Origin of the sequence: Streptomyces sp. NPDC038707 (genome assembly GCF_040636485.1) — a bacterium.
GTDB lineage: Bacteria > Actinomycetota > Actinomycetes > Streptomycetales > Streptomycetaceae > Streptomyces.
Window position 1 is genome coordinate 266,345 of record NZ_JBEZUP010000010.1, and the last position, 3,252, is coordinate 269,596.

General features: G+C 72.8%; 3 protein-coding genes. All 3 read left to right on the forward strand.

The window, feature by feature from the left end; translation table 11 throughout:
- Positions 1-128 precede the first annotated feature (128 nt).
- Positions 129-1,454, forward strand: coding sequence for a sensor domain-containing protein (locus AB0E62_RS17015; RefSeq protein WP_362193457.1), 1,326 nt, complete (start codon positions 129-131; stop codon positions 1,452-1,454).
- A gap of 341 nt (positions 1,455-1,795) precedes the next feature.
- Complete coding sequence (locus AB0E62_RS17020; RefSeq protein ID WP_362193496.1) at positions 1,796-2,455, forward strand: response regulator transcription factor; 660 nt, start codon at positions 1,796-1,798, stop codon at positions 2,453-2,455.
- 225 nt (positions 2,456-2,680) lie between these two features.
- On the forward strand, positions 2,681-3,252 hold a 572-nt coding region (locus AB0E62_RS17025), incomplete at its 3' end, for a 2-oxoacid:acceptor oxidoreductase family protein (RefSeq protein WP_362193460.1).

Here is a 3,252-nt window from a genome sequence, read left to right on the forward strand (position 1 = left end):
GCACGGGCGGGGTGGGGAAAACCCCCCGCTCAAGACGCCGACGGCCTCCATGTCCCCGGACGGCGCGGCGGACGACCCTGGGGATACGGCTGAACCGCCGTGTGGACGAGGAGAACGGGACGACACCGATGGCGACGGAGTACGGACAGGGGTACGCCTGCCGGGACGAGCGGCCGCACCGGCTGCCGGCCGGACTGCGGGCACCGTTCGAGGCGCGCAGCCGGCGGGAGTTCGGGTATGTGCTGCTGAGCCTGCCGGTCGCGACCGTGCTGTTCTGCTGGACGGTGACGATGGTCACCCTCGGCGCGGGCCTGCTGGTGACCTTCCTCGGCATCCCGGTGCTGGCGGCGGCGCTGGCCGGCTGCCGGGGCTTCGGCGTGCTGGAGCGGGCGCGGGCGCGCGCGCTGCTGGGCCTGCGGGTGGCCGACCCGGAACCGCTGCGTCCGGGCAAGCCGGGCCCGGTGGCCTGGACGGGCGCGGTGCTGAAGAGCGGCTCGTCCTGGCGGCAGGCGCTGTACACGCTGCTGCATTTCCCGTGGGCGGTGTTCTCGTTCACGGTGGTGGTGACCTTCTGCAGCGTCGGCTGGTCGCTGCTGACGTACCCGCTGTGGTTCTGGGTGTTCCCGGTGTACGTCGGCCAAGGCGGTATCCAGCTGTTCGGCGACGGCCACCACGGCGTCTACCTGGACAACCCGTTCGAGATCGCGCTGGCCGCGCTGGCGGGACTGGCGCTCACGCTGGCCGCCCCGTGGCTGGTGCGGGCCCTGACGACCGTGGACGGGCTGCTGGTGCGCGGGCTGCTCGGACCGTCGCCGCTGTCGGCGCGGGTCGTGGAGCTGGAGTCGGACCGGGGGGTCGTGGTCGACACGGCCGCCGCCGATCTGCGCCGCATCGAGCGGGCCCTGCACGACGGCGCCCAGGCCCGGCTGGCCGGTCTGGCCATGGAGCTGGGGCTGGCGAAGGAGAAGCTGCGGGAGGATCCGCGGGAGGCGGCCCGGCTGGTGGAGGAGGCGCACGGCGAGGTGAAGACGGCCCTCCAGGAGCTGCGCGACCTCGCCCGGGGCATCCACCCGGCCGTGCTCACCGACCGCGGACTGGACGCGGCCCTGTCGGCGGTCGCCTCCCGCTGCACGGTCCCGGTACGGGTGAACGTGGACCTGCCGGCCCGGCCCGCCCCGGCCATCGAGGGCATCGCCTACTTCACCGTCTCCGAGCTGCTGCGCAACGTCAGCGAGCACAGCGGGGCCCGCACCGCCTCGGTCGACGCCTGGCGGACGGACGACCGGCTGCTCCTCCAGGTGAGCGACGACGGCGTGGGCGGCGCCGACCCCGCCCGGGGCTCCGGGCTGGCCGGTCTCGCGGCCCGGCTGGACGCGGTGGACGGCGTCCTCGTGGTCGACTCCCCCGCCGGCGGCCCCACCCGGGTGACGGCGGAACTCCCCTGGCGCGGCTGATCCCGAGCCGCCAGGCCCGGCCTTCGCGGCTGGGACGAGTCACCCGGCCCCGCGTCCCCGCGGACTGCGCCGGAGCCGTCCGGCCCCGCGTCTTGCGGGACTGCGCCGGAGCCGTCCGGCCCCGCGTCTTCCCCCGGCGCGGCGGCCGGGAACGCGCCCGCCCCCGGATCTTTCCCTGAGCGACGCCGGCGATCAACGGGCCCGATCCCCGATCTTTCCCCTGGTACGGCGGCGCTCCGGCCGGAATCCTGGAATGCTGGTTCCCCGTAGGACGGCGGACGGCCGGGCGGACGCCGTCGTGCCGGATTGTGCCGGGGGACCGAAAGATCGTGGAGGACAGGGTGCGGGTGGTCATCGCCGAGGATTCGGTGCTGCTCAGAGAGGGCCTGACCCGGCTGCTGACCGACCGCGGGCACGACGTCGTGGCCGGCGTCGGCGACGCGGACGCACTGGTGAAGACCATCGCCGACCTGGACGGCCGGGGCGAGCTGCCCGACGTGGTCGTGGCGGACGTACGGATGCCGCCGACGCACACCGACGAGGGGGTCCGGGCGGCCGTGACGCTGCGCCGGGTCCACCCGGGGCTCGGGGTGCTCGTGCTCTCGCAGTACGTGGAGGAGCGCTACGCCACCGAGCTGCTGGCCGGTTCGAGCCGGGGCGTGGGCTATCTGCTCAAGGACCGGGTCGCGGACGTGCGGGAGTTCACCGACGCGGTGGTGCGGGTGGCCGAGGGCGGTACGGCGCTGGACCCGGAGGTGGTCGCGCAGTTGCTCGGCCGCAGCCGCAAGCAGGACGTCCTGGCCGGGCTGACCCCCCGGGAGCGCGAGGTGCTCGGGCTGATGGCGGAGGGGCGGACGAACTCGGCGATCGCCCGGCAGCTGGTGGTCAGCGACGGCGCCGTGGAGAAGCACGTCAGCAACATCTTCCTGAAGCTCGGCCTGACCCCGAGCGACGGCGACCACCGACGGGTACTGGCCGTCCTGACCTACCTGAACTCCTGAGGCGGCCCGCCACGGCAGAGACCCCCTGAGACGCGCGGAAGCATCTTGAGTGACGCTTCAGCGATGCGGGACATGATGTGAAGGCAGCGCGACAGGCCTTCTCGAAATGTCATCCAATCCGCGGATGGCCTCGGGAAGGCGACCCTGACCGACGTAGGGTTGATCCTGGGATGGTCCGTGGGACGACCAGGCCCCGGACAGCCGCCTCGAAGGAGGTCCAGTTCAGTGACCAGCCAGGTCAGCAGCCCAGCGGAGCAGACCGACGGAACCGTCGTGGGAGAGCAGCGCACATCGGGCGACGCGAAGGACGTGCGGCGCCTGGACCGGGTGATCATCCGGTTCGCGGGGGACTCGGGTGACGGTATGCAGCTCACCGGGGACCGGTTCACCTCGGAGACCGCTTCCTTCGGCAACGACCTCTCCACCCTTCCCAACTTCCCCGCCGAGATCCGTGCCCCCGCGGGCACCCTCCCCGGGGTCTCGTCCTTCCAGCTCCACTTCGCCGACCACGACATCCTCACCCCCGGGGACGCGCCGAACGTCCTGGTGGCGATGAACCCGGCCGCGCTGAAGGCCAACGTCGGCGACCTGCCGCGCGGCGCCGAAATCATCGTGAACACCGACGAGTTCACCAAGCGCGCCCTGCAGAAGGTCGGCTACGACAGCGATCCGCTGCACGACGGCTCGCTCGACGGCTACAGCCTGCACCCGGTGCCGCTGACGACGCTCACGGTGGAGGCGCTGAAGGAGTTCGACCTCAGCCGCAAGGAGGCCGAGCGCAGCAAGAACATGTTCGC

What these genes read in the sequence shown, in the direction of transcription:
- AB0E62_RS17015 (WP_362193457.1), top strand. Translation starts at nt 129, where the DNA reads ATGGCGACGGAGTACGGACAGGGGTACGCCTGCCGGGACGAGCGGCCG.